This is a genomic window from [Clostridium] clostridioforme AGR2157, assembly GCF_000424325.1.
Taxonomy (GTDB): Bacteria; Bacillota; Clostridia; order Lachnospirales; family Lachnospiraceae; genus Enterocloster; species Enterocloster clostridioformis_A.
In genome coordinates, this window is record NZ_AUJR01000042.1 from 21383 (window position 1) to 44729 (window position 23347).

The 23347-nt window shown below is 52.1% G+C and carries 18 protein-coding genes and 1 pseudogene; 15 read left to right on the top strand and 4 right to left on the bottom strand.

Features of this window, described 5'->3' with window-relative positions; all coding sequences use genetic code 11:
* Positions 1-671: 671 nt before the first annotated feature.
* From G614_RS0117140 to G614_RS0117150, 3 genes are all read right to left on the bottom strand, one after another.
* Positions 672-1496: an ABC transporter permease gene (locus tag G614_RS0117140; protein ID WP_027642935.1), complete on the bottom strand. Its 825-nt coding sequence runs from the start codon at positions 1494-1496 to the stop codon at positions 672-674.
* Positions 1489-2256, bottom strand: a complete 768-nt coding sequence (locus G614_RS0117145; protein ID WP_027642936.1) for an ABC transporter ATP-binding protein — start codon at positions 2254-2256, stop codon at positions 1489-1491. Before G614_RS0117145 ends, G614_RS0117140 begins: the two co-directional genes overlap by 8 nt.
* A 158-nt stretch (positions 2257-2414) precedes the next feature.
* Positions 2415-3995: a hypothetical protein gene (locus tag G614_RS0117150; RefSeq protein WP_027642937.1), complete on the bottom strand. Its 1581-nt coding sequence runs from the start codon at positions 3993-3995 to the stop codon at positions 2415-2417.
* A 154-nt stretch (positions 3996-4149) separates the two neighbouring features.
* On the opposite strand from G614_RS0117150, the gene G614_RS0117155 reads away from it, so the two are divergent.
* The 8 genes from G614_RS0117155 to G614_RS0117190 all read left to right on the top strand — a co-directional run bounded on the left by G614_RS0117155 (position 4150) and on the right by G614_RS0117190 (position 14437).
* Entirely contained in the window at positions 4150-4590 is a 441-nt protein-coding gene (locus tag G614_RS0117155; RefSeq protein ID WP_027642938.1) for an HIT family protein, read from the top strand.
* 159 nt (positions 4591-4749) lie between these two features.
* Complete coding sequence (locus G614_RS0117160; RefSeq protein ID WP_027642939.1) at positions 4750-6153, top strand: D-alanyl-D-alanine carboxypeptidase family protein; 1404 nt, start codon at positions 4750-4752, stop codon at positions 6151-6153.
* Positions 6154-6491: 338 nt separating this feature from the next.
* On the top strand, positions 6492-7997 hold the full coding sequence (locus G614_RS0117165; protein WP_027642940.1) for a sugar ABC transporter ATP-binding protein: 1506 nt from the start codon (positions 6492-6494) through the stop codon (positions 7995-7997).
* 16 nt (positions 7998-8013) lie between these two features.
* Entirely contained in the window at positions 8014-9045 is a 1032-nt protein-coding gene (locus G614_RS0117170; protein WP_027642941.1) for an ABC transporter permease, read from the top strand.
* Positions 9046-9145: 100 nt separating this feature from the next.
* Entirely contained in the window at positions 9146-10117 is a 972-nt protein-coding gene (locus G614_RS0117175; RefSeq protein ID WP_330366952.1) for an ABC transporter substrate-binding protein, read from the top strand.
* Between the two features lie 142 nt (positions 10118-10259).
* Positions 10260-11846 (top strand): response regulator transcription factor, encoded by a 1587-nt coding sequence (locus G614_RS27845; protein ID WP_044918074.1) that lies wholly within the window; start codon positions 10260-10262, stop codon positions 11844-11846.
* 24 nt (positions 11847-11870) lie between these two features.
* Positions 11871-12920 (top strand): sensor histidine kinase, encoded by a 1050-nt coding sequence (locus G614_RS0117185; RefSeq protein ID WP_027642944.1) that lies wholly within the window; start codon positions 11871-11873, stop codon positions 12918-12920.
* A complete protein-coding gene (locus G614_RS0117190) occupies positions 12917-14437 on the top strand; it encodes a hypothetical protein (RefSeq protein WP_027642945.1) in 1521 nt (506 codons plus the stop codon). Before G614_RS0117185 ends, G614_RS0117190 begins: the two co-directional genes overlap by 4 nt.
* Before the next feature lie 186 nt (positions 14438-14623).
* Here G614_RS0117190 and G614_RS0117195 read toward each other — a convergent pair whose 3' ends face one another.
* Positions 14624-15628, bottom strand: a complete 1005-nt coding sequence (locus G614_RS0117195; RefSeq protein ID WP_027642946.1) for an ABC transporter substrate-binding protein — start codon at positions 15626-15628, stop codon at positions 14624-14626.
* A gap of 419 nt (positions 15629-16047) precedes the next feature.
* On the opposite strand from G614_RS0117195, the pseudogene G614_RS0117200 reads away from it, so the two are divergent.
* From G614_RS0117200 to G614_RS0117230, 7 genes and pseudogenes are all read left to right on the top strand, one after another.
* Positions 16048-16850, top strand: a pseudogene (locus tag G614_RS0117200) (DUF5058 family protein).
* A gap of 13 nt (positions 16851-16863) precedes the next feature.
* The gene (locus G614_RS0117205; RefSeq protein WP_002589957.1) at positions 16864-17553 is read left to right on the top strand and encodes a hypothetical protein; all 690 of its coding nucleotides are present in this window, start codon (positions 16864-16866) and stop codon (positions 17551-17553) included.
* 127 nt (positions 17554-17680) lie between these two features.
* Complete coding sequence (locus G614_RS0117210; RefSeq protein WP_027642948.1) at positions 17681-18787, top strand: M20/M25/M40 family metallo-hydrolase; 1107 nt, start codon at positions 17681-17683, stop codon at positions 18785-18787.
* 23 nt (positions 18788-18810) lie between these two features.
* Complete coding sequence (locus G614_RS0117215; RefSeq protein ID WP_027642949.1) at positions 18811-20148, top strand: amidohydrolase; 1338 nt, start codon at positions 18811-18813, stop codon at positions 20146-20148.
* Between the two features lie 49 nt (positions 20149-20197).
* Positions 20198-21502: a hypothetical protein gene (locus G614_RS0117220; protein WP_027642950.1), complete on the top strand. Its 1305-nt coding sequence runs from the start codon at positions 20198-20200 to the stop codon at positions 21500-21502.
* 95 nt (positions 21503-21597) lie between these two features.
* Positions 21598-22407 (top strand): Cof-type HAD-IIB family hydrolase, encoded by an 810-nt coding sequence (locus tag G614_RS0117225; protein ID WP_027642951.1) that lies wholly within the window; start codon positions 21598-21600, stop codon positions 22405-22407.
* A gap of 225 nt (positions 22408-22632) precedes the next feature.
* Complete coding sequence (locus tag G614_RS0117230; RefSeq protein ID WP_002565896.1) at positions 22633-22953, top strand: YerC/YecD family TrpR-related protein; 321 nt, start codon at positions 22633-22635, stop codon at positions 22951-22953.
* The last annotated feature ends 394 nt before the right edge of the window (positions 22954-23347 follow it).

A 23347-nucleotide genomic window follows, 5' to 3' on the forward strand; every position in this document is an offset into this window, starting at 1 on the left:
TTCATTCCTCCTGTAATGAACGCCCGACAAACAGTAGTGCTGTTCTTATTATAGCGCACCTGTCCTTATTTGTCATTGGGCGGTTTGACGGTTTCTGATTTTATGAGCCGTATCATCTTGTCGTGGAGCCGTTCCGAGCCGCCGCAGGAGGTAGACACTTCATAGTATGTGCCGTCGAACTTCTATATCTGTCCTAACTGCGGAAATATGATTACTGCAATAACGGATACAAGCATATTTTGTTGTGGGAAAAAACTAAAATTACTGCAACCCGTGAAAGCTTGACAGGTGATAGTATTATGCTACGAAAACAATATCCGGAATGGGAATTGCAAGTGCGTATCCCTATTTTTGCACATGGCAGATTACTTTGGTATTGTAATAAGCATGTGACTTGCAAACATGGAAACGGGGCGGGATGCAGGGTTCCTCGTCATGTTAACATTTTTAATACATGACGTGTCGAAAACGTTGAAATGCTTATAGACGCTGCATTTGTAGAAAATACTCGTCAGATTTTCTAGGATCCAGGATTGATGATGAAATGATGGAAAGATAAAGCGTCATGCCAGCAGTAACTACTAAAGTGGTCATGACGCTTGAAATTGAGTTTATATTTTTTGCCTTCTGCATTTAAACAATTTAGGCTAATGTACGGTCTGTGTTGCAGTTTATCTAAGAGTAGTTATCTTGGTCTCCGCATACGCAATAATCTGATACAACACCCCCGACACAATACAAAGTATCACAATAGAGGTCACCACCATGGTCATGGCAAAGGTCTGGGAGCCATAGGTAATCAGATATCCCAGTCCGGCTTTGGCGCTCAGGAATTCACCTATAATCACGCCCACCAGACACAGTCCGATGTTCACCTTCATATTGCTTATAACAAGGGGAAGGGAACCGGGCAGCAGAACCTTCAGGAGCACATCCTTTCGTCCGCCTCCCAGGGAGTAAATCAGCTTGATCTGTTCCGCATCCATCTGGGAAAATCCTGTGTATAAGGTCAGAATGGAGCCAAATACAGCCACGGACACAGCAGCCACCACAATGGTCCGCATGTTATTGCCCAGCCACACAATCAAAAGGGGGGCCAGGGCGGATTTGGGTAGGCTGTTTAACAGAACAAGGAAGGGCTCCAGCACCAGGGCCACGCTTTTGCTGGACCACAGAAGCAGGGCGCATGCCAGGCCGAAGATTGTGCACACGGCAAAGCTGATAAGGGTTTCCATAAGGGTCACCCCTGTGTGGAGGAACAGGCTTCCGTCCTTTGCCATGGAAACCAGGCATTTGGCAATCATGACAGGGGAGCTGAAAATGAAGCTGTCAATCCAGTGCATGTCGGCCGCCAGTTCCCACAGGGCCAGGAGAAGGACCAGCAGCATGACGCGGCATATGGTCACCTGGTGGTGGCGCCGTATTTCACGGGCCACATATTCCTGCTGGGCCACGGACATATTGCAGGCTGATACGGGCTGTTTATCTCTATTCATATGTCTTCAGCTCCTTCCATACCATATTAAAGTAAGCAGAGAATTCCGGACAGTTCCTGCGGTCCAGGGAGCGGGTGCACATTTCCGGAAAATCAATGGACAGGATTTTCTTGATCCGGCCGGGACGGGGGGACAGGACCAGGATGCGGTCAGCCACGCTGATGGCCTCAGACAGGTCGTGGGTCACCAGTATGGCGGTCTTGTGTGTCTGACGGATGATGGAGCTGATGTCGTCGCACACAGACAGCCGGGTCTGGTAATCCAGGGCTGAAAATGGTTCGTCCAGGAGAAGAAGGTCCGGTTTAAGGGCCAGGGTCCGTATGAGGGCCGCTCTCTGGCGCATGCCGCCGGACAGCTCCGAAGGTTTGGCATATTCAAAACCTGCCAGACCGTAGGCCGCCATCATTTCCAGCAGTTCCTGCCTGGCAGGTTCGTCCAACCGCTTTTGAATTTCAAGGCCAAGGGATATATTGGAGAAAATATTTCTCCATTCAAATAAATGATCCTTCTGCAGCATGTATCCAATGGCTGAAGGAGATTTGGTCAGGGGGACGCCGTCTATGCTGATGGTGCCTCCCTCAGGCTGTGTCAGTCCGCACAGCATGGACAGAAGGGTGGACTTGCCGCATCCGGAAGGTCCCACGATAGCCAGGAATTCCCCGGGGGACACATCAAATGATATATGGTCAAGGGCCAGCGTCTCACCATCCAGCGAATGGTAGGAATAGCTGACCCCGTCTACTTCCAGTTTGGGAATCATGAAGAAGCTCCTTTCAATTAGAAATCAATTCCTTGATTTATTATATGTAGACAACGGGAAACCGTTCGCTCGGAGCAGGAAAAAAGAAAACAGGCCCCCGCCGCTTGGGCGCGGCAGGAAGCCTGCATGATAACAATATGAGTGGGAGCCGTAAGCCGTTACTTCTGGTAGCTCCAGCTCACCGGCGTGGGCCTGGCTGAGTCAAACACCTGGGCGGCGTCAAACAAATCGGTCAGGCGTTTCCTGGCCGGGTCTGTCTGGATGAGGTCCTCATACAGGCGGTAGCCGTCCAGGTTTCTTCTGGCCATACGGAAGTAGTTTGTACCCATCTGGGACCAGTAGGGCTTGCTGGCATCCACGTTGCAGAAATAGCGGAATCCCTTGGCTTCCAGGTAGGCAAAGCGGGGATTGTCCTGATGGTAGGGACGCCAGTCGGCAATGTCGTTGCCATAAGGATAGAGGATGATATCGGTGGGCCCTATGAGGGACTCCACCTCGGCCTCCCATTTGTCCGTATCGGTCCGGAAACGCTCCTCATCAATGGCAAATCCGGCCTCCGGGTCATCCGCCACGCCCAGGTGCAGGTGGCCCCAGCTGTGGGAAGCCAGCTCCCAGCCATTATCCTTCAGACACTGGGCCACCCTGGCTGCCTGTTCCCGGTCAGCCTCATAGGTGGGGCTGCCCTGGTAGGAGGAGGCAGTTCGATACCCCAGTATGCCTTCATAGCCGGTAAATGCGATAATGGCCCTTGCCCCTTTGTAGGAAAAGTCGGGGTGCTCCTGTATGAAGTCCTCCAAAAGCGGAATCAAATCATAGGAACCGGTGGATGTGGTGCCGTCGTCCATGACCATCTCGCAGGTGGGCTTTCCATCCTCGCCAATCACGACCCGTTTGGCAAACCCGTCCCCGTCCATGTAGGGATAGTAGCAGACATCATCCTGGGACATGACAAAGGGCTTCTTTCCCTCCGGGAGCATGACGCTGCCCTTTACAAAGCGGACGTTTCCGTTCTCATCAGGTGCCTCGTAGGCCACATCGTGGATGCGGACCAGCACATAGCCCTTCTGGTACATATCCTCCAGTATCTTAAGAAATTCATCCCTGGTGGTCATGACGGAATTATAGTTGGCGCTGTCCGTATCCCCGTCAAATGCCTTGGAGGTATCCATGATAAGGGAGTGGAAGAAAATGTGGGTGACAGCGTTCATGTCGGCGGGAGCCAGGGCGGCCTTCTGTGATTCATACCGTGCCAGCGCCTCCTTCATACGGGAGTCCTTAAGGTCCAGGCCGCTGGAGTTGATAAGCTCTGCCGCCTTGTCGTAATCATAACCCATGGCGATGCGGTCAGCCTGGGCTATGAGCCGGGAAATATCGTCCTGGGGAGCTACCGTGGAAGGCTGGTCCGATGAGCCGGAGGAACTATCTCCGGAAGCCCCGGAGGAACCATCGCCGGAGACTCCGCCGGAATTGCCGCCGGAAGCCCCGCCGGAGGAATCCGGACCATCGGAAGCGCTGCCCCCGTCCGGATTAGGAGAGCCGCCCTGCCCTGATGCGGCAATGACCTGGACCGTTCCGTCCGGCTGTTTCGCTAAAACAAACCGGTAGAGGGCGAAAGTGCCTCCCCCTGCCAGTACAGTGATTGCTAATAATAAAATAAATATAGGAAGATGCCGTGACATCCGTGCAAGCTTCTGCCTGCGCCTGCGTGACTGCCTGCGTCTGAAATCTGTTCTGCTCATAAAATCTCTCCTGTATCTGGTACTTGCCTACTCATTATAGCATAGAATCCATGAAGTGGGTACTATGAAAGAAAAACAAATATTGGAATTGAAATTCATCTTTTTCCGTGGTATGTTTAAGTAGATATGAATAAACATAAAGGAGAACAGGAACATGGAAGATATGGTAAAGGATCCTAATTGCGCATATTGTATGCAGGGAGAACTGGTGGCTAAGTTCGGTTATCCTGTGTGCGAGATGAAGACAGGCTTTCTCTATGTATTTAAGGAGCAGAGCAAGAAGGGCAGGGTCATCCTGGCCCATAAGAAGCATGTCAGTGAGCTCATTGACCTGACCGACGAGGAGAGGAATGATTACTTTGCGGAGGTGGCCCAGGTGGCCCGCGCCGTTCATAAGGTGTTCCGGCCGGACAAGGTAAATTACGGCGCTTACGGAGATACAGGACATCACCTGCACTTTCACATTGTCCCCAAGTATGAGGGCGGTGAGGAATGGGGCGGTACCTTTGAGATGAACAGCGGAAGGACCATGCTCACAGACGCTGAGTACGAGAAGATGGCAGAGGACTTAAGACAGGCCCTGAAGGAAGTATAATTATAATAAGGCAGGAAAATAAGGTAGGAAAAATGCAGCAGGATCCGGTATAATCACGGCCCGCTGCATTTTTTTGCGGTAGAAACCAAGGTTTTGCGGGCATAAGCTGTCTGTCCACTCCCATACAATTAGTAGCAGATGATTTTATTGGAGGAAAATATGAGACGGATTGCAGCGATATTGTGCTCAGCAGCAATACTGGCCTCCTATCCCGGGATTGCCGCCCTGGGTCAGGAGCCGGAAATAGCCATCCCCGTGGGAGCAGGGGTATCAGGGAGCAGTCTCTATGGACAGGAAGAAGGATGGACAGGAGGGGATGCGCAGGCGGCGGGAAGCGGGCAGGAAACGGGAGGCGCGCAGGCAGAAGGAAATGTGCAGGCAGCGGGAAATGCCCAGGCAGCGGGAAATGCCCAGGCAGCGGGAAATGCCCAGGCAGCTGAGGCGCCTGCGGACCAGAACCAGGCAGCGGTCCAGATAGCCGCTCCATCGGCCATTCTCATGGAAGCGTCAACCGGACAGGTAATCTATGAAAAGGGTGCAGATGAAAAGCGCAGCCCGGCCAGTGTTACCAAGGTTATGACGCTGATATTGATTTTCGATGCCCTTCAGTCCGGGAAAATCCAGCTGACGGACGAGGTGGTCACCAGCGCCCATGCCAAATCCATGGGAGGTTCCCAGGTGTTCCTGGAGGAAGGTGAGAAACAGACCGTGGAGACCTTGATTAAATGCATTGTCATTGCATCCGGCAATGACGCGTCTGTGGCCATGGCGGAGTACATAGCAGGCAGCGAGGATGAATTTGTGCGGATGATGAATGAAAGGGCAGCCGGCCTTGGCATGGTCAATACCCATTTCGTGGATTGCTGCGGCCTTACGGAATCCGCGGACCATTACACCACGGCCAGGGATATTGCCATCATGAGCCGCGAGCTGATTAATAAATATCCGCAGATACATAATTATTCCACCATATGGATGGAAAATATAACACATGTCACAAAGCAGGGAACAAAGGAATTCGGCCTGTCCAATACAAATAAGCTGCTTAAGATGGCAACTAATTTTACGGTCACGGGCCTTAAGACGGGTTCCACGTCCATTGCCAAGTACTGCCTGTCAGCCACGGCGGAAAAGGACGGGGTACGCCTTATCGCTGCCATCATGGCTGCGCCGGATTTCAAGGCCAGGTTTGCAGACGCCCAGACACTTCTCAACTATGGTTATGCAAACTGCAAGCTCTATGAAGACAAGGAACATCTGCCGCTGCCCCAGATGCCGGTTACAGGAGGCGTGGAGGATGAGGTAGGGCTGACCTACGAGGGAACATTTTCCTACCTGAGCCTTAAGGGGGAGGATTTGGGAGCCATCGAGAAGAAGCTGGTGCTTCTGGAATCCGTACCCGCCCCAGTGGAACCGGGGCAGAAGGCAGGCGTGCTGGAATACTCCCTGGGCGGCAAAAAGCTGGGAGAGGTTAATGTGCTGACCAACGGAAGCATACGGGAAGCAGGGTATATGGATTATTTGAAGAAGCTTGTGGGGGCTTGGAAGCTGAACCGGCAGTAGGGCGTTGGGGGTTGGGTATTGCGGGTATTAATAGGCTGTCCTCCTGGTGGAGGACGGCCTTTTTAGAGGGATTTTTAACGGAAAATATGGCTGCATTCATTATTAGACAATGAATATTAAAATAGAAAAAAGTACCAATTACATCAGGCGGGAATAAAGATAATATAATGTATATGACAAACAATTTTTCGTCTCATTTCTGTGATTCTATAAAAATGCATAAAAATACCCCCCTAATCAGGAAAAAGCCCCCCTTATTTGTGAAACTGAAGCTTGGTATAATAGAACCAGAGATAAAAGTCAGACAATGGATTATGAAGAAGGACAGGTGGCTGAGAATGAACGATACAATTGTTTCCATGGAGAATATCTGTAAGAGTTTTCCGGGAGTCAAGGCATTGGACCATGTGCATTTTGAACTGCGCTCAGGAGAAGTCATGGCGCTTCTGGGAGAAAATGGTGCGGGAAAAAGTACACTGATGAAGGTGCTCAGCGGTGTCTACACAAGGGATGAAGGGAAAGTGGAGATATTCGGCAGGGAGTACGGGGACATGAACCCGAAGCAGGCCCAGGAAGCCGGAGTGGCAATCATCCATCAGGAACTGAACATGTGCAGGCATCTGTCGGTGACGGAAAACATGTTCCTGGGGCGTGAGAAGGTAAAGGGTATGGTCCTGTCAAATAAGGAGATGGAGGAGGAAGCCAGAAAGATTCTGGAGGATCTGAAAATCGATTTGGACCCGCATCAGGTGGTGGGGGACCTGCCTGTGTCCAAGCAGCAGATGGTGGAGATAGCCAAGGCACTATCCACCCATGCGGAAATCCTGATTATGGATGAACCCACTTCCGCCCTGACAGCCAGGGAGATAGAGGATTTATTCCGAATAATCCACAACCTGAAGGAAAAGGGATGCGGCATCGTGTACATTTCCCACCGGCTGGAGGAGCTTCAGTCCATTGCGGACCGTGTGACCATTATGCGGGACGGTCAGTACATAACCTCCATGAATTTCCGGGACACCACCCTGGATGAGATAATTGCCAACATGGTGGGACGTGAAATTAAGAAAAAGTTCCCGCGCGTTTCCTGCAAAAAAGGAAAGAAAGTACTGGAAGTAAAGAACCTGAACGCAGGCAGGATGGTGCGGGATGTGGATTTCTCCCTGTATGAAGGGGAAATCGTGGGATTTGCAGGGCTGATGGGAGCGGGCAGGACCGAGACCACCAGGGCCATATTCGGCATTGATCCCAAGGAGAGCGGACAGATTTTCCTGGACGGAAAAGAGGTGGCGATTCACAAGCCCGAGGATGCCATAAAGGCAGGAATCGTGCTGGCCCCTGAGGACAGGAAAAAGGATGGACTCTGTACAAAACTGAGTATCCGGCATAATATAGCCCTGCCAAACCTGGATTTGCTCTGCAACAAGATGGGCGTGGTAAGCCGGTCCAGGGAAGATGAGATGTGCCGGAAGGTGGTGGCTGACTTAAAGGTCAAAACCCCCAATGTGGATGTGAATGCAGGCAATCTGTCCGGCGGCAACCAGCAGAAGGTGGTTGTTGGAAAATGGCTGGCCCGTAATTCCAGGGTGGTAATATTTGATGAGCCGACCAGGGGAATTGATGTGGCTGCCAAAGTAGAAATATATAATCTGATGAACCAGCTAAAGCAGCAGGGAATTGCAGTCATGTTCGTGTCCTCGGAGATGCCGGAGGTCATGGGAATCGCTGACAGAATCGTCGTCATGTGTGACGGCCGTATTACCGGTGAGCTGATGGCAGAGGAGGCCACCCAGAACAGCATCCTGACCCTGGCAACCAGATTTGAGAAGAAGATTGACTTATAATGAGGAGGAGAAAGGTATGAATCACAAGAATCAAGGGGCCCTCAGACAGTTGTTGAATATAAGGGGCATGAGAGGGGCTTTGACTGCCTTTGCGGGACTCATTGTCATTTACATAGCATTCGGGGCAATTAACCCCACTGTATTTTCAGGACAAAATGTTACAAACCTGTTCCGTTCCATGTCAAAGTACCTGATTATCGGTATCGGTCAGAGCTACGTGCTCATAACAGGCAACATTGATTTGTCCATTGGTTCCGTGGTGGGCATGAGCGCCATGATATCAGCAACCCTCATGACCCATGGGGTTAATCCCATGGCCGCCATACTAATTACACTGGTCTGCTGCCTGGCCATCGGCGTGGTAAACGGTATTCTGGTGGGAAAGTTCCAGCTTCCTCCGTTCATAGCAACCCTGGGCACCATGTTCGTGGCCAGAGGCGTGGCTTACATGGTAAATGGGAACCGCAACACGGATGCCATCAGTTCCGGCATTGGCAAGGAAGCGGCTGATAAGTTCCAGGCATTTTTTTACTATGGAAAAACGGCTGGGGTGTTTAATACCTTCTGGATTGCCCTGGTACTGTTTATCGCATTCTTTTTCCTGCTCTCCAAGACCAGGACAGGCCGCCATATCTACGCCATTGGTTCCAATGTGGAGGCAGCCAAGCTCTCCGGAGTCAGCGTGGTGGCGACAGTCACAAAGACATATCTGGTCAGTGCCTTCTGTTCCTTTGTGGTAGGTCTGATTCTCTGCGGCCAGGCCAATATGGGCAATATGGAAGCAGGCAATATGTATGAGATGTATGCAGTGGCAGCCGGCGTCATCGGCGGTATCTCGCCACTGGGGGGAACGGGAATCCTGCTGGGTACCTTTGCAGGGGCGGCTGTATGGCAGACCCTTGAAAATGGACTCAACATGATTGGGGTCCAGGTAGGAATCCAGCGCCTTGTCATTGGTATCATCGTGGTATTTGCAGTACTTCTGGACGTGGTGCTCCGCAAGGGAATGCTCATAAGGAAACGTCCGGCAGCGGAAAAAAAGGTTTAGGAACTTTATGGAATTAGACGTCACGGGCCAGCTTCCCTGACGCTAATATAAAATGAATGTGAAAGTGAACATGCGTGTACGCAAAAAAGGAGGAAATGCAATGAAAAAAATGTTAGCACTGGCTTGTTCCCTGGGCCTGGCCGCGTCCCTTATTACCGGGTGCGGCAGCAAGACTGAGGTTGTATCAGCCACCACCGCAGCGCAGTCATCGGCAGAAGCAGCAAAGACAGAAGCGCCGGCAGCTGGTTCCGACACCATGATTGCCCTGATTACCATGGATTCCATTGACCAGCACTGGGTGACCCTGAACGAGGGCGCGCAGAAGGCTGCAAAGGAGCTGGGTGTAACGGTCCAGTTTATGGCTCCCAACACCAAGGATGACGCGCAGCAGATTGAATGTGTGAACAATGCGGTATCCGCAGGCGCCAAGGCCATCATCGTGGCAGCCAACGGTCCGGACGCCATCTCATCCGCATTAAAGGAGGCGCAGTCCTCAGGCGTAAAAATCGTATATGTAGACTCCCCGGCCAACGTGGACGCAGAGGCAACCTTCTCCACGGATAATAAGGCGGCGGGCAAGACAGCAGGCGGGGAAATGCTTAAGGCCCTGAAGGATGCAGGGGTGACATCCGGTTCCATCGGCATCATCAATGTAAATGCAGCAACCGATTCCTGTGTAATGCGTGAAGAAGGATTCCGTTCCGCATTTGAGGGCAGCGGATTCACCCTGTTAGAGACACAGTACGGCGAAGGCGACGCAGCCAAGTCGCAGAGCATTGCGGAAAACTATATCACCCAGGGCGTTGTGGGCATCTTCGGCTGCAACGAGGGTTCCACCACAGGGGCCGGCAACGCAATCAAGGCTTCCGGCAAAGACGGAATCATCGGAGTTGGCTTTGACAAGTCCGATGCAATCCTCGGCCTGATTGACGACGGATACCTGCTGTGCACCATGGCCCAGAACCCGGACGTTATGGGCTACAAGGGTGTGGAAGCATGTGTGAAGGCTCTGGAAGGCGAATCCTTAGGAGGAACTGTGACGGATACAGGAGTGTCTGTATTGAAGAAGTAAGAAATCACCAAGAATGGATATGCCAGGAACGCCGCTCTGAGGAACGGCGTTCTTGTTGAAATGTAAAATAGGGCATGTTATGATTAAGGTCAGAGGAAGGGCGCGGGTATAGCCTGGAAGGCTGTCTTAGGGGGAGTGGTATATGTTAAAGGTAATAATAGCGGACGATGAGCGCCTGATATGCAGGCTGGTGCAGATGCTGGCGGACTGGGACTCACTGGGCATGGAGGTGGTGGCCATGGCGGAAAACGGCCTGGAGGCGCTGGAACTGGTGCAGTCTAAGCGTCCCGACATACTGATTACGGACATCCGTATGCCTGGCTGCGACGGGCTGGAGCTGATACGGAGCGCGAAACAAATCATGCCGGACCTGGAAGTGGTGATCATCAGCGGCTATGCCCATTTTGAGTATGCCCAGAGCGCCATGCGGTACGGGGCCGGCTACTATCTGTTAAAGCCCATCAAACAGGCGGAGCTGATGGAGACACTGGAAAAAATCCGGGAAAAATGTGAATCCAGGCTGGAGACAATGGCATCCATCAGCAGGCAGCATCAGAACAGCCAGAAGGATTTGAGACGCATCCGGGAGAGTCTGGTAAAGGATTTGATGACGACCCCTACGGAGCTGACAGCGGAAGCCCTGAGGGACATCTACCATGTGGAGACATACGGCGGCATATACCAGGTGTTCATGGTAAAAATAGACGGCAGCACTGACCAGGTCAGCCGTTCCGGCCTGGAAGTCATGCAGGAGAAAATAAAGGACATCTTCAGTAACTCCCTGGCCCCGGTCTGCCATGACATGCTGCTGTATTTCCAGTCCTGTACCGGCTGCGGCGTCATGAATTACGACCCGGCTAAAAAGGATGAGGTGCGCAGAGGGCTGAGGGAATGCCTGAATCACCTGGAAGTAAAGAGAAGTCTGCTGGGCCCCTTTGAATTTTCCGTCTCCCTGGGAATTGCCGTGGATGCGCCGGAGAAAATGCCCCTATCCCTGGAATCAGCCAGGAACGCCATGACAGAGCGCCTGATTCAGGGAACCGGAAGGCTGCTGGATACAGTGCCGCCGGGCTCCGGCATAGAAAAGCAGAACCTGCTGGACAAATACGTAAAGGTGATGGAGCACACCGTGGACAGCCTGAGCACAGCAGAGGCAGGGGAGGCCTGCCGTATGCTGGAGACAGAGGCCCTGGGGCTGGATCATATATGCGGCAGGGAGATACTGGAGCTGGTGCTGTCTGCAGGCCGCCTCTTCATCGCCCGTACAGCCCTGAGCAATGTGGAGGAAATCCAGCAGGAATTTGTGAACAGCTGCAGCCAGTGCAGGACAGCGGGAGAGCTCTTTGGCCAGCTGGCCCGAATCCAGGAACGGCTGCTGTCTGAGGCCAGGGAGCTTCGAAGCAGTGAGGCCGCAAGACCGATTCGCATTGCCAAACAATATGTGATGCAGCACTTTGACGAACCCATTACCCTGGAGACCGTGTGCGAGGATATCGGTTTCAGCGTCAATTATTTCAGTATGCTGTTCAAGCGTGAGACAGGGGAAGGATTTGCAAAATACCTTACCAGGGTACGGATTGAGGAAGCCAAGACACTGCTTCGCGAGACCGGTATTCCCATTGCGGAGATATGTGAGATGGTGGGGTACAGCGACAGGAAGCATTTTACCCATACCTTCCACAAGGCCACGGGACTGAATCCGGTGGAGTACCGGAAGCTGTATGGATAAAGGGAACAGGAGGGAGGCGGGGAAATGGAACAAAACAGGTTCAGATATCTTTCAGTGCGGGTCATGGCGCTGCTTATTGCCGCTCTGTGTTTAACACTGTTTCTGACCGTGGCCTGCTTGGTCCAGGCGTTCCGGGGAAATGCACCCTTCTGGCCCGGCGTCATGGGCGCTGCGCTGCTGCTCCTTTCCATATGGGCCTTCAGTACATGGATACTCAGGCCCTACCTCCAATTGGAACGGACCATGCACCTGTTCCTGGAGGGATATACCACCACTGATCTGACTGACTTGTGCCAGGTGGTCCCGACTCCCATGGTGTACCGGATGCTGGAGCACATGATGAAAATTATGGATTCATCGGAACTGCTTAAGCTTAACAAGCGGCAGGCCCAGTATCTGGCGCTCCAGAACCAGATTAACCCCCATTTCCTGTACAATACCCTGGAGAGCATCCGCAGCGAGGCTTTGATTGCAGGGCTTACCAGCGTAGCGGATATGACGGAGGCCCTGGCCACATTTTTCCGCTACACCATCAGCAAGGTGGAAAACCTGGTGTCCGTGGAGGAGGAGTTGGAGAACTGCAGGACCTATTTCCGGATACAGCAGTACCGGTTCGGTTCCCGTCTGAGCCTGTCCATGGAATGCGATCCGGAAGACCGGGAGGAGATATACGGCAGCCGGCTGCCGAAGCTGACCATGCAGCCTATCCTGGAGAACAGCATCATCCATGGAACGGAGTGCAAGATAGGCACAGGTCACCTGACCATCCATCTGGAGCGGAGCGGAAAACGGCTGCTGATACGCATCTCTGACGACGGGGTGGGGATGGATGAGGAGGTATTGTCCAGGATGAACGAGCGGCTGGGAAAGAGCGGTCAGGCATTTGCGTCCCAGGGTTCAGAGACCCGGGGCGGCATAGCCCTTGTAAATGTAAACAACCGGATTCACCTGCTCTTTGGAGAGGAATACGGGCTTCATGTATTCTCCATGCCGGGAGTTGGGACAGATGTGGAAATCAACCTGCCTGCCATTACCAATGACAGGGACTTAAAGAACAAAGAGGCATTAAAATGAGGGAAGAGATTCTGCGCATGGAGCGGGTGACTTACCGGGAACAGGGAGTGGCCCTGCTGGAGAATTTCAGCATGACAATCTGGGCCGGCGAGATACTGGGCCTGGTGCCGGTAAACCACCTGGGCCTGTCCGCCCTGGTGCGTCTGCTGCAGCAAAACCTTCCCCTGCATTACGGCTATGTGTATTATAAGGAAAAGCTGGTAAACGACTGGCGATTTCCATGTACAGGCGTGAACCATACCATCATGAACCTGACCGCCATGAATCAAACCACCATGAACCGAATCAGCGTGATTCGCAACCGGAGCTGCCTGGCGGAGGGACTGACTGTGGCCGACAACATTTTCGTGCTCCGTCCCGGATTCAAGAAGCGGCTGATGCAGCCTCATATACTGAGGGAACAGTTGAAGCCCTTCATGGAGGATATTGGAGTGGAGATTCCGGCCGACGCCTATGTGGAGGAGCTGACCAACTTTGAGAGGTTTGTGGTGGAGCTGCTAAAGGCAGTTGTGGCAGGCAATCATCTGGTGGTGCTGGAGGACATCAGCACCTTCATCAGCGACGCAGAGCTGGAGCAGCTGAGCGGAATCCTGCACCACTATGCAAAACAGGGCATGTCCTTTCTCTACATAGCCGCTCATTTCGAGGAAGCGCGCCAGGTATGCGGGCGGACGGCCCTCATGCTGAACGGACAGATTATAAAGTGCTTCCAGGCAAAGGACAAAGCGCCGGACCCATTTTTCCTGCACTGTACCGAGGACTTTGACCGTCATGTGCGGGAGCAGATGGACCAGAGGCCAAGACCAGAGGAAAACCGGATTGTGTTTCAGGCAGAGGGAGAACTTAGGTTTTCAGTGGCAAGGGGAGAATGTCTGGTGATGCAGGATTTGGATAACTGCATGATTCAGGAACTGATTCCGGTCCTGTCCGGTGAAGGAAAGCCGTCAGCGGGACAGATATTCATTGAAGGAACGCCCCTGGGAGGGAAAAATGACCGCCGCATCGCAGTTATCCAGGAACTGCCGGTACATTCCATGCTGTTTTCCAACCTGAGCTATCTGGATAATCTTTGTTTTACTCTGGACCACCGGGTCAGGGGCGTGTGGGGAAGCAAGCGCATTAAGAAAAGCCTGCGCCAGGAATATGCAGGACTTTTGGGAGAGGATGTATTTGACCTGCCTGTGGACCGTCTGACGGAATGGCAGAAATACGACCTCATATATACCCGCATATACCTTCAGAATCCCAAAATCGTGTTCTGTGTGCAGCCCTTTAAGAGCGCGGAGGTAGCCCTGCGCATCCATATCATGGAGCTGCTGGAACGGTTTTTAAATAAGGGGATTCCTGTGGTGATTATGGCGGTGAACCTGGCAGATTCTCTGGCTCTGGCGGACCGGCTCCTGCGGGTGCGCCGGGGCGGGCAGGTACAGGAGTATCATAGGGATGAGTTTGCGGCATTGCCGGTGAATACGCCATGGCTGTATTTGTATCAGGAGAAGTACAGACAAGAGTGGTAAGGCGGCGTGGATGGGTGGCGGACGGCGTGGATGGGTGGCGGACGGCGTGGATGGGTGGCGGACGGCGTGGATGAGTGACAGGCGGAGTGGGTGAGTTAAATGGAATCAGGCCGGATTATATACTGTACGGCATTTGGGCAGGTAACAGTTTATAATCCGGCTATTTATAGTTAAGGGAGAGGAAAATTATTTTGCCGCCTGCTCAGAAAACTGTGTGGTAACAAGGTCCTCATAGGGAACCCGTGCTGACAGTTCACCTGCCTCTTCCAGGATGTTTTCCAGAAGCTCAAAGCTTTCTTTCTCAAATACGGTGTCATCCTTCCATGTATCCTGTTCCTTATAACGGCCTACGATGACCGCGAGTTTATCCACCGGCGTTTCCTTGAACTGGGGCTGTATGGTTTTGGCAATTTCTTCGGCTGAATGGGAATTTACGTAGTCCATGCCTTTTTGGATGGCATTGGTAAACTTCTGAATGATTTCCGGGTTTTGCTCCACATAACTCTTCCTGGCACAGTAAGCAGTGTAAGGGACATATCCGGATTCTGTTCCAAGAGAGGCCACCACATACCCGCTGCCTTCACTCTCCAGAGTGGTTGCAAAAGGTTCAAATTCCACGGTATAGTCCGCATCATCGCTGGTAAAGGCAGCTGCGGTCAGGCCGAAGTTGATGCTCTGGTCAATGGAAAGGTCTGTCTTGGGGTCCATGCCGTGTTTCTTCAGGATATACTCGAAGACCATCTGAGGCATGCCGCCTGCGCGCCCGCCGAGAACCTTCTTGCCTTTCAGGCTTTCCCATTTAAAATTGTCCTCAGGCTGACGTCCCACCAGGAAGTTACCTGCCCGCTGTGTCAGCTGGGCGAAGTTCACCGCATAGTCCTGGGAACCTTCCTGGTATACGTAGATGCTGGCTTCGGAGCCCATGAAACCGATTTGGGCGTCGCCGGAGATAAGGGCGGTCATTACCTTATCTGCTCCGGCACCGTTGACAAGGGTCAGGTCGATGCCTTCGTCCTCAAAATATCCCAGCTCAATGGCTGCGTATTGAGGGGCGTAGAAGATGGAATGGGCTACTTCGTTGAGGACCAACGGGGTGTTGCCGGAGGATGCACTGCCGGAGGATTTTGAACAGCCGGTTAGGGCAGCGGCGGTCAGGGCTGCTGCCAGAAGAATGCTAATTGCTTTTTTCATCAATATGCTCCTTATATGATTTGGTATATTATAGTCTATTAGGGCTGGGGGGAATCGGTGAGTAAAATTGGGAACTGAGAAATAAAATGGCTGCGGGAAGCTGTGTTTAGCGTAAAATAAATTTCGGGAGATGGGAATTTATGTAAACCATAAAAAGGAATGAAAAGAAAGTTCCAGATGAGGATAAATCTATTAGTGATTGCTCATCGCTTAAGCCGATCCTTTCTGATTTTTTTGTCTGCCATTCCGACTTTCGAAAAGTCCTCCGTATACAAAGATAGAGTTCTGATATCTGTAAGGCAAATCTGACCATTCTGCACTACCTCCGCCAAATCCCATTCCATCATTCAAATGAATATTCAACAAAAACACTTGACAATACCGATGAAATGTAGTAAATATAAATATAAGGACATGTTATGGACATGACCGAAACTAGAAAATCCAAAAGACTGCAGCTTTTGGAAAGGGGATAACCAAGGAGGTCAGAATGAACGAAGGTGTTAATTATTTGGATTATGCCAACAGCCCTCTGATGTGGGCAGCAGCGGCTTTGGCAGTAGCGGTGGTAGTGTTTCAGTCAATTCTGTTTATGAAAAGGTCTATAAAGGCAGCCAGCGAGTCAGCTCTTACCACGGACCAGGTACACAAGGCAATCAAGAGCAGCGTGATATCATCCATTGGCCCGTCCGTAGTAATCCTGGTCACCATGATATCCCTGCTGGTCACCATGGGTGCGCCGGTGGCGTGGATGCGTCTGTCATTTATCGGTTCTGTTAACTATGAGGCCATGGCAGCCGGATTCGGCGCGCAGGCTATGGGAAAGACACTTCAGACCATGGATACCATGGCATTTGCCTGCGGCGTGTGGACCATGGTATGCGGCTCTCTGGGCTGGCTGATTTTTACCTTCCTGTTCTGCGATAAGATGGACAAGGTTAACCACTTAATGTCAAAGGGCAATGCCAAGATGGTTCCCATCATTTCCGCAGGCGCCATGCTGGGTGCATTTGCCAACCTGGCTTCCGGCAACTTTTTTACGGCTGAGGGTTCACTGACCTTTACCAACGCACCGGCTATCGCTACCATAGCGGGCTGCGTCATCATGATGATACTGGTGAAGCTGTCCAGGGCCAGGGATATCGGTTGGCTCAGGGAGTGGGCATTTGCAATCGCCATGTTCAGCGGCATGTTTATCGGATATGCTGTCAGCGTAATCTAAGGAGGGTTAGAAGATGAAAAACGATTATTATTCTGGTACATATATCCCCGGAATCGTGAAATGGGGAAAGATTACACTGCTGCTGGGCATTTTCGCAGGATTCCTTCCTGCTCTGGTGATGGCCTTCAGAGGCTACATGCCTCCGGTGTCCGCCATTATCGCGGGCACTCTGATGCAGATCAGCGTAAGCGGAGCATTTTACATTGTTGAGCCCATTTCCTACTTCCCGATTCTGGGTATTCCGGGCACCTACCTGACCTTCCTCTCAGGCAATACCTCCAACATGCGTGTGCCATGTTCTTCCGTGGCACAGGAGGCGGCCGGAGTGGAGATGGGTACGGAGGAAGGCTCCATTATTTCCACCATCGGCATTGCAACATCCATTCTTGTCAATGTCGTGATTCTTACCGTGGGAGCTGTTGCGGGAAGCGTTATCCTGAACATTCTCCCTGCACCTGTGAAGGAAGCGCTTAATTTCCTGCTTCCCGCACTTTTTGGCGCTGTATTCGGACAGTTTGCCGCAACACGTCCCAAACTTGGCGTGGTGGCTGCCATCATCGCCATTGGTATGAACTGGCTCATGAAGCTGGGCTTCCTAAGCTTCATACCGGGCAATCCATCCTATGTGGTAATCCTGGTAGCTGTATTTGGCTCCATCTACGCAGGCAAGCTTCTCTACAAGAAGGAGCTGCAGGCTGACTGACAGGGTGGATATATATGGAAATGACATATATGAAAAGGATATAGATGGAAAATAAAGATTTTTGCACAAGCGCCCGAAGCATGGGCGCTAAGTGTACATGAAGGCCTATAGAATGAGGAGGATGACTATGCTGTCACGGGAACGGTTGCAGGAACGTTTTTTGGAATTGGTTAAGATTTACAGCCCTTCCGGCGGGGAGAAGGAGCAGTGCCAGTGGCTTATGGACTATTTTAAGGAGAGGGGAATAGAGGCTTCCATAGATGAAGCCGGGAAGGCATATGGAGGAAATGGCGGAAATATTATCGCCCATATCAAGGGCGAGCCATGTAATCCTCCCTTCTGCTTTGTAGCCCATCTGGACCAGATTGAGCCGTGTAAGGATGTGAGACCGGTGGTGGATGGACACATCATCCGCACGGACGGAACCACAACCCTGGGAGGCGATGATAAGGGGGCCGTGGCCTCCATACTGGAAATCGTGGAGGATATTGTGGAGACCAACAGACCCCACAAGGAGTTTTATATCATGTTCACAGTCTCTGAGGAGACAAGCATGCAGGGAACCAAACACATGGACCCGTCCCGCCTGCCATGTAAGAACATGGTCATAGCAGACGCAACAGGCCCAGCAGGAATCATTGCCTATAAGGCTCCGGCCATGGAGGCCATAAGGTGTACGGTGAGAGGCCGTAAGGCCCATGCGGGCATTGAACCTGAGAAGGGAATCAATGCCGTCGTGGCAGCGTCCAGGGCAATCAGCCGGATGCATATCGGGCGGATTGACCAGGAGACCACATCCAATATCGGGCGGATCGAGGGAGGGGCAGCCACCAATATCGTGACCGATGAAGTGACATTTACCGCCGAGATACGTTCCCACAGCATGGATAAGCTTAAAAATGAAGTGGCCCACATGGAGGAATGCCTGAAAGCAGCCTGCCTGGAGATGGGAGCCGCCTATGAAATGGAACATGAACTGGCATATCCTTCCCTGGAGGTAAGTCTTGACAGTGATTTGTACCGCATGACAGCCCAGGCCATGGAGAAGGAAGGAATCGAACCTAAGCCCATGGTCATCGGCGGAGGCAGCGACGGCAATATATTGGCCGGATACGGCTGCTGCAGCCTTATATTAAGCGTTGGCATGATGGATGTACATACTGTACAGGAAGCATTGGATATGGACGAGCTGTGGAACGCCGCCAGGGTTATGAGCCGGATGACAGAACTTTAAGTAAGATGACAAGGAATGATGATATGGACAAAGAAGAATTGAAACAGAGATGCCTCAATGTGATTGAGGAACACCAGGACGAGATCATTGCCCTGGGAAAGGAAGCTTATAAAACGCCGGAGCTGGGCTATAAGGAGTTCAGGACAGGAAAACTTATGGAGGAAGCCTTCCGCAAGCTTGGGCTGGAGCCGGAGACCGGTGTATCCTATACCGGCTGCCGTGTATCCTCCGGTCCCAAGGGAAACGGTCCCAGGGTGGCGGTGATGGGCGAGCTGGACTGCATTATGTGCGACTCTCATCCGGACGCGGCTGAGGGCGGACTGGTTCATGCCTGCGGGCACAATGTACAGCTGGCAAACCTGTACGGGGCAGCCGTAGGAATCCTTACGTCAGGCGTTATGGAGCACCTGGGCGGCGCCGCTGACTTCATAGCCATACCGGCAGAGGAATGCGTGGACTATGAGTACAGGAACCGCCTCATGAGTCAGGGAACCATCCACTATCTGGGAGGAAAACAGGAGCTTATGTACCGTGGAGGCCTGGACGATACGGATATGGTTCTTCAGTGCCATATGATGGAGATGGAGCCGGGAAAATGCTGTATCCTGGACACCAAAGGCAATGGATTCATCAGCAAGACCGTGCATTTCCTGGGAAAGGCAGCCCATGCCGGGTTTGCCCCGGAACAGGGAATCAACGCCCTGAACATGGCGGAGCTGGCCATGAACAATATTCATGCACTGAGAGAAACCTTCAGGGACGAGGACAAGGTGCGGGTAAGCATTGTAATCAAGGAGGGCGGAGGTCTGGTAAATGTGGTGCCGGAGCGTGTTACCATGGAAATCATGGTTCGTGCCTTTACCATTGACGCCATGGAGGATGCCTCCCATAAGGTGAACAGGAGCATGAAGGCAGCTGCCATGGCTCTGGGGGGCAAGGTGGAGATTCACGACTGTATCGGCTACCTTCCCCTGAACACGGACCGTCAGATTGCCCGTCTGTACCGGGACAACATGATAGCCTACGAACACGCCGGGGAGGATGCGTTTGTGGAGGACTGGGAGACAGCCGGTTCCACGGACCTGGGGGACATTTCCCAGATCATGCCCTGCATGCACATTTGGGCAGGCGGCATAAAAGGCGGCCTCCACACGGAGAATTACCGGATGGACGACCCCTACACCGCCTACATTGTACCTGCTAAAATGATGGCCCTTACCATCATCGACCTTTTGTGGGATGGAGGCGCAAGGGGAAAGGAAATCATGAAGGATTTCCGGCCTGCCCTGACAAAGGAGGAATATCTAAATCTCTTAAAAGACCATCAGGTGGTTGATTTATACGACGCTTCTGATTTATAATCGGTATAAGGCGCGCTGTGCGCAAAAAATCGGGAGGTTGACAGTATAAATGATAGTGGGAGTAGTGGGGCCAAAGGAATCCTGCGGAATCATCAGGAAAGCAATTCATCAGATTGACCAGAGTCATGAGGTGCGTTTATATACAAGGGAGCTGGTAAGAGAGGCCGTGGATGTCATTGACACCTGCGAGCAGGAGTGCGACGGTGTGATATTTACCGGAAGCGGCATCTGCGACTATGTGCTGGGGCATCACCAGATGCACAAACCTTACACATACATCAAGCGGTCCGCCAGCAGTATTTCGGAAGTATTTCTGAAAATGGTCAGGGAAGGGCGTGAAATCGACACCTTCAGCATTGACGTGGTGGAAAAGCAGATTATCGAGGATATCCTGGATGCCTTTCACATACAGCCCAGGAATATATATACCTGCCCGCTGCTTGCAGGTGTGGCGGAGGAAGAGTATGTTGCATGGCATATGGAGCTGCTGGAGAAGAAGATGACCGATGTGGCGGTCACTGCTTATGTGGCAGTCTATCATATGATAGAAGAAAAGGGCGGCAGGGTCTTTTACCTGGAGCCCAAACGCTCCCAGGTCAGGGATGCCCTGGCCGATCTGGAGAAGGGCTGGGCCCTGGCCCAGGCAGAGTACTCGCAGATTGCGGTGGAATTGATTCAGATGTCCAACTTCCCTGAGAAGGAGGACCAGTATTACAATGCCATGGCAAGCAAGGCGGAATTTGAAGTGGAACTGATACGCTACGTAAGGGGAATCCAGGGATCTGTATTCCCCTTTGGGCGTGATGAATATGTGATTTATGCCAATTCCGGAGTGGTGAAGGGCAAGAAGAACCACAAGGACCTGAGGATTCTTCAGGGGGAGGGAAAGAACCTGGGACTGGTGGTAAATATAGGTCTGGGCATGGGCGTGACAGCTTACCAGGCAGAGATGCATGCCAGGAAGGCTCTGGAATATTCTCTTGGCAAGGGGGAGGGAGGAATCTTCCAGATTGATGAGGAAGAGAAGATTCAGGGCCCCCTGGGCCTGGTGCAGCAGCTTCGGTACAGCATGATATCCTTTGAACCCAAAATCCAGACGATCTCTGAAAAGACTGGACTCAGCATGGAATCCATTCTGAAGATTCAGGCCATTGCGGATGTGAGGAAGAGCTATGTGTTTGACGCTTTGGAACTGGCCGAATGTCTGGGCATTACGGTCAGGAGCGCCAGGCGGATTCTCAGCAAGATTCAGGCAGCCGGCCTGGGGACGGTCTGCGCCAGGGAAAGCGCTGCCAAGGGCGGCCGCCCCAGGGCTCTGGTAGAGCTGAAATTCGGTCTCAGGGATATGGATTAATACCTGTTCCGGTTGTCACTGCGCTGTATTTCTGATAAAATGGTTCCTTGGAAATGTAATTGGGAATAGAGAAGCGGATACAGGAGAGAAAAGCAATGGACTACAAGATAATCGTACTGGATTTGGACGGTACACTGACCAACCGTGATAAAATCATCACGCCCAGGACAAAAGAGGCCCTGATGAAGGCCCAGGAAGCAGGAAACGTGGTGGTGCTGGCATCCGGCCGTCCCACGGCAGGCGTGGAGCCGCTGGCAAGGGAGCTGGAGCTGTCACGTTTCGGCAGCTATATCCTGTCCTACAACGGCGGGATGATAACCAACTGTAAGACAGGTAAAACCGTGTTTTCTTCATTGCTGCCCAGGGAGTCCAATCAGAAGATCATCGGGCTGGCAGAGGAGCACAGGGTAGATATCCTTACATATGAAGGCGGGGAAATCATCACCAACAATGAGGAATGTCCCTACGCCATAGCCGAGTCCAACATCAACCATCTGCCTCTGCGCCAGGTGGAGGACATGAAGTCCTATGTGGATTTTAAGGTGCCCAAGTTTCTGATGCTGGATGACGGCGATTATCTGGTGACCGTGGAGCCCAAGGTAAAGGCCGCCATGGGGCGCGATTTCAGCGTGTACCGTTCCGAGCCGTATTTCCTGGAAATCATGCCAAAGGGAATCGACAAGGCCCAGTCGCTGGCCCGTTTGCTGGAGGTGCTGGGGCTTGACCGGGAGCAGATGATAGCCTGCGGCGACGGATACAACGACCTGACCATGATTAAGTATGCCGGCCTGGGCGTGGCCATGGAAAATGCCGTCCTTCCGGTGAGGCAGGCCGCTGATTATATCACTGCATCCAACAACCACGACGGCGTAGGGCTGGTGGTTGAGAAATTCATGCTGTCCTGAAACAGGCAGGGAAAACAGAAGAAAATATATCCGGGAAACGCACAGAAAAAGTGCCGGAAAAAATCTGAAAAAAAATGCCCTTATAAAATCTCCTGCCACGTATGGACTTTCAGACTTTAATATGCTAAAATGAACAAGTATGGGGCTTATATGACCTGTAATCATTTTACAATACATATACGGAAGGAGAAGGCCGTATGAATTATAAGGAGAGATAACCAGGACATGAACAAGAAAATTAAAACAGAAGCAGTGGACCATCTATTTGATGCCATACTGACCTTAAAGACTCCGGATGAATGCTATAAGTTTTTCGAGGACGTGTGCACCATCAATGAACTGCTGTCCCTGTCCCAGCGCTATGAGGTGGCCAAGATGCTGCGGGAAGGCAAGACCTACCTGGAGATTGCGGAGAAGACCGGCGCATCCACAGCTACCATCAGTCGGGTAAACCGTTCGCTTAATTATGGAAGTGACGGATACGACATGGTATTCGCCAGGCTCACAGGGGGAACGCAGGCAGACAAAGGGGATAATGAAAGCTGAGTATGATAAAGGGTGTATTAAAAAACGGATATAGCGGCAGGAATTGCCGCGATATCCGTTTTGGGTGCGCCCGGCGGGCGCACGTTCTAACGGGTGAAAGTCCCTGACCCGCCCGGCAGTGGGAAGGGTGCAGCCAATGGCAAGGGCGTCATCGTGAGGTGGGGTCTGAAGGAAGCCGGAGGCAAACCACTGGCCTGTAAAAGTTGTCCGGATAGGCTGTGAAGCGTGGATGAGGTTGCCTAACAAACTAAAGTCCAATAACTGCACGGAACGCCAGCAGTAAACGGGGCAGGTATAAGTGGGAAAGAACGTGTGAGTACCCGGGGAGGTCTCACGGACGTGAAAGTGGCGATAAAACATTCGCTGTCACGGAGTAAAGCTTGCCGTGAGAAGT